We start from the raw sequence: 3892 nt of genomic DNA, 5'->3' as shown, positions 1-3892 counted from the left end.
TATATGACATTAGATTTTCTCCTTGTTCCCCCTTGGAGATGAGCAGTTAGCTTTTGCTAACTGCTCTTATTTTCTACAATTGGTTTCATTTACCTGATGTATTTAACGTAATATTAAGTTACGATATAAACGAATAAAATATATTTGGCAGTTATACCATTACCCTAGGAAACTAGGGTTTTTATTTCTATAAAATGAAATTTTTATTGTAATTACTCACCCATAGTTTTATATTTTTCAAACATTCCATTCTTCCGGAGAGTATTTACTAGCTGCCTTATCGTTAATTCCGTTCTTCCTAATGCTAAAGCAATTCCCTTCACCTTTCCGAATCCATAATACTTACATATGTAGGCTAATTCTTTCGTTGTATACGGCTTCTTATGATTCGGATCGTAATCAGGATGATACTTCATTCGGCCCTGCGCATCATATTGAACTTCCACCCTGATCACTTTCCTTTCAAATGAAGTTTTTATTAAGCTACTTGATAAGCTTTACAAACCCATGATTCATCTTCGTCTGCATCATCCGCAAAGAATATTTCTACCTTCAATTTCAAACCATTCTCCATTACGGCCGTCGCTTCAAATACTCTGCTTATATGGTCAAATTGCTTGATATCCTCGTCCTCAACCATTCCGAATTCTTCTCGGAGACTATCGTAGAATTTTTCTACTGCACTTTCTAAATCATACTGACTTTTATATGTTTGTTCGTGAATTAACTGGACCTCCATTTTCATTCTCCTTTTCTAATAAAATAGCGTTTTTGTTTAGTTTCACTCTAAAAGTAAAATTTTCATTTTTTCATTCAACCAAGTTCATAACATATTCTTTTCCCCCGATAAAATAATGATTAGGTGTCCCATGCGCATTTTATTCACCGGAAATAATACCTTTCACGTACTTACGTATTAGAAACTTCATTTCTGCTTCTTCTCCACTAGCAATTTTGTTCACTTTTTTGATACATTTATGAAACATTCACATGTTATCTTCAATATGTTCTATTCTTTTTGAAAAACCATGTGAGAATACCAAAATAAGAAGCCTTAGAGCCCTAACTCTAGGGCTTCTTGTTTTCAAATAAGGATTTTGCTAAAAAACTACAAATTTATTAAGAACATGCATAAAATATAATGTGGTATTCTTTTTCAATATTAATGTTTATCCGAGAGCGCCTTGAATGGCGCTCTTTAATTTCCAAATAACATTTTTAGATAATTACGAGAGCGGATTTTATTATGTTGTACAAGCACTACTTCACTTTATTAAATAGACTATATAGATATCCAAAAGAAGGGAGCTTTAAATTCATATGGCTGATTACTTTTATAAAGATGGTAAAAAATATTATAAAAACCAATCACATTCCAACAATCAAAAAAATAACTGTTTTATTGAAACTCATACGATAGCTGGTTCTGCAGAAAATGCAAATGGAAATATACCTGTGTCAGTTTTCCTTGAAACCACCGCTCCACAAACTGTATTTGAGGATTTTACAAACAATCATAATAAAATATTAATTCAGTTATTCGTTGTCGGTATGAGTGCACCCGTTCAAGTAACTATTCTAACAAGAAGATCTAGCGTACCAATTACTACTACATTACAACCTGTTCAAACAAAAATATTTCAAGTTGAAGATTTTCAAAGTCTTACTCTTACAAAGCAGGAAGGTTCTACTAGTGTAGTTAGTTTATTTGTTCAAAAAACATTTTGTATATACTGTAACGATAATAACGATTCATGTGATGAATATTACCACGAATGTAATTGATATATTAAATCACCAGAAAAACCCTTTATATAAAGGGTTCTTTTCCTTTTCCTTTTACTCCCCTCATTTTACCGTTTTTTATTATGTTTCCTAACTTACAGTAATGTCCTTAAAAAATTTTTCATATATATTTATCAAACGCACTTTAAAATCCCAGAGTTTCAAATAATTTCAAAAGTCGACTGACCAACAATATTCGACTTATCTTTAAAAACTTATTAAAAATAACTTAGATACAAAAAGGCTACGTTTTATATAAGATAAAAAATTATCTTACGCAAAGGAGCTTGATTATTTGTGAATTACCAAAATGATAACAACTCTAACATTCACAAACCTTGTTCTTGTCCATCTCCCACGGCTAACAGTTTAAATGTTGTTCAAACTACCCCATCAATAGTTTCTGTAAACTCTGCGATTCCACTAGATACCGTGGTAAATTCTAATGGTACGGCAATCTCATTCACACCACCAACAACTGTTTTACTTGAAGGTGGAAGAACCTATTTGGCAATCTATGAAGTGCAAGTTATTATTCAACCAGGAGGTAATTCGGCAGGTATAACTATGTATCTGAATAATAATCCTATCATTGGCTCAGGTACTTCTCTAGGATATACAGCCGGATTCACTTCTGTATCAGCACCCGCAATTTTCACTACACCTCCAGGTATAACAAGTACTCTTACTGTTAATGTAGGACCATATTCTAATACATTAAATACGTTGGGCTTAACTCTTGCTGTTGTAGCATTAACATAACAAAATGTAAAACTCTCTAAAATGATTTTATTTGTCCCTTAACTGTCTATTGGGCTAGCCTCTAAGAACTCCCCATAACTACATATAGAAAAAGTACATTATTTGGTTCGATAGTACTAGGTGACTCGGCTAGCACAATTGTTGAGTCACCTATTTTTTTATAATAAAATAACGCTTTTAATTTTATTTCCATGAATACAGCAAAAAAAGAGGCCCTATGGCTCTTTTTTTATTCCTTAATAACAATCTAAATATGATAAAATATATCCATCACTCATATGTCCAAATATGTAATTTTCATAGCACCAAAATTATAACTAGACTTATATATAAATAAAAAAGCACTCATTATGAGTGCTTTTTAAAGGTTATAACCTATCCATTTTTGTCCTAACAATGTATTAATTAAATACCATGCTTGTTTTACTTTAACAGGTTGATAAGCAACATAACCTACTACATTTGGGTTACCAGGATCATTATATAAAGGTTGTTTAGATCCAACATAATTCAATAATTGAGATCCGCCGCTTGTATAAAGATCCACTTTATGATTTCCGTAAGCCATAACTTTTGAAGAATTGATAGACATAAATGCGAATGCTAGTACAAAAAACACTACAAAAACCTTTTTCATTTTCTTTCCCCCTTGCATTATTTTATATTTCCATTTTTTGCATTACTTAATTTTCAGTATATTGTAAATATAAAATTAGCAGTAACTTACATATCATATCCTATAACTGAATTTATTCATATATGGTAAAATATATCCATCGCTCATATGTCCAACTATGCAATTTTCAAAGTAGCAACATTACAACTAGACTTATACAATATAATTCAAAACAAAATGAAGGAGTGTTTTAAGTGAAAGGACATATTCGAAAAAGAGGAAATAAGTACTTAGTGTTTTTCTGGTTATAAGACAAAAAAGAAGCAGTAAAAAATGTGGCGAAAAAGATTACGGATTTAAATGAAGGGACTTTTGTGGAACCGTCTAAGCTTACTTTAAAAGACTATCTCGTTCAGTGGCTAGAAATTAAAAGGATGAGTTTAGAAAAGAATACCTACGTTTCTTATAGTAGCAACATAACCCACCATGTTTTACCGAACATGCAGAAAGAAGCAGTAAAAAGTTTTGGTAAAAGTATCTTTGAATAGCTAATGTTTGCATTTTATAAAAAAAGCTAAATAAATCTTGTATGAACAAGGTTTATACATCCTAACACATGTTATCATGTATAATACATATGTTAAGTAAATTCAGAATAACGAGGCAAATATTATGGACTTTGTTTATATTAACCAAAACGTATTAAATAACCTTCTATACATTTTATGT

5 protein-coding genes and 1 pseudogene are annotated in these 3892 nt (G+C 31.1%); 3 read left to right on the top strand and 3 right to left on the bottom strand.

What is annotated here, in order from left to right; all coding sequences use genetic code 11:
* Positions 1 to 212: 212 nt before the first annotated feature.
* Both DN403_RS29580 and DN403_RS29575 read right to left on the bottom strand, forming a co-directional pair.
* Positions 213 to 446: a hypothetical protein gene (locus DN403_RS29580; RefSeq protein ID WP_000453747.1), complete on the bottom strand. Its 234-nt coding sequence runs from the start codon at positions 444 to 446 to the stop codon at positions 213 to 215.
* 32 nt (positions 447 to 478) lie between these two features.
* Positions 479 to 739 (bottom strand): hypothetical protein, encoded by a 261-nt coding sequence (locus tag DN403_RS29575; RefSeq protein ID WP_000453679.1) that lies wholly within the window; start codon positions 737 to 739, stop codon positions 479 to 481.
* 581 nt (positions 740 to 1320) lie between these two features.
* On the opposite strand from DN403_RS29575, the gene DN403_RS29570 reads away from it, so the two are divergent.
* Together DN403_RS29570 and DN403_RS29565 are read left to right on the top strand one after the other, a co-directional pair.
* On the top strand, positions 1321 to 1785 hold the full coding sequence (locus DN403_RS29570) for an exosporium protein D (RefSeq protein WP_149186062.1): 465 nt from the start codon (positions 1321 to 1323) through the stop codon (positions 1783 to 1785).
* Between the two features lie 297 nt (positions 1786 to 2082).
* The gene (locus tag DN403_RS29565; RefSeq protein WP_001109242.1) at positions 2083 to 2547 is read left to right on the top strand and encodes a hypothetical protein; all 465 of its coding nucleotides are present in this window, start codon (positions 2083 to 2085) and stop codon (positions 2545 to 2547) included.
* A gap of 361 nt (positions 2548 to 2908) precedes the next feature.
* Here DN403_RS29565 and DN403_RS29560 read toward each other — a convergent pair whose 3' ends face one another.
* The gene (locus tag DN403_RS29560) at positions 2909 to 3184 is read right to left on the bottom strand and encodes a hypothetical protein (protein WP_149186061.1); all 276 of its coding nucleotides are present in this window, start codon (positions 3182 to 3184) and stop codon (positions 2909 to 2911) included.
* Positions 3185 to 3417: 233 nt separating this feature from the next.
* On the opposite strand from DN403_RS29560, the pseudogene DN403_RS29555 reads away from it, so the two are divergent.
* Positions 3418 to 3666 (top strand): annotated as a pseudogene (locus tag DN403_RS29555) (tyrosine-type recombinase/integrase); the annotation flags it as partial.
* Positions 3667 to 3892 lie beyond the last annotated feature (226 nt).

The organism is Bacillus sp. AY2-1, assembly GCF_008368965.1.
GTDB lineage: Bacteria > Bacillota > Bacilli > Bacillales > Bacillaceae_G > Bacillus_A > Bacillus_A thuringiensis_S.
Note: the sequence above shows the minus strand (reverse complement) of the source record. Positions and strands in the feature narration are given on the sequence as shown.

Excerpts from the sequence above, each read along its gene's own strand:
- DN403_RS29575 (WP_000453679.1), bottom strand. The coding sequence starts at position 739 with ATGGAGGTCCAGTTAATTCACGAACAAACATATAAAAGTCAGTATGAT.
- DN403_RS29570 (WP_149186062.1), top strand. The coding sequence starts at position 1,321 with ATGGCTGATTACTTTTATAAAGATGGTAAAAAATATTATAAAAACCAA.
- DN403_RS29560 (WP_149186061.1), bottom strand. The coding sequence starts at position 3,184 with ATGAAAAAGGTTTTTGTAGTGTTTTTTGTACTAGCATTCGCATTTATG.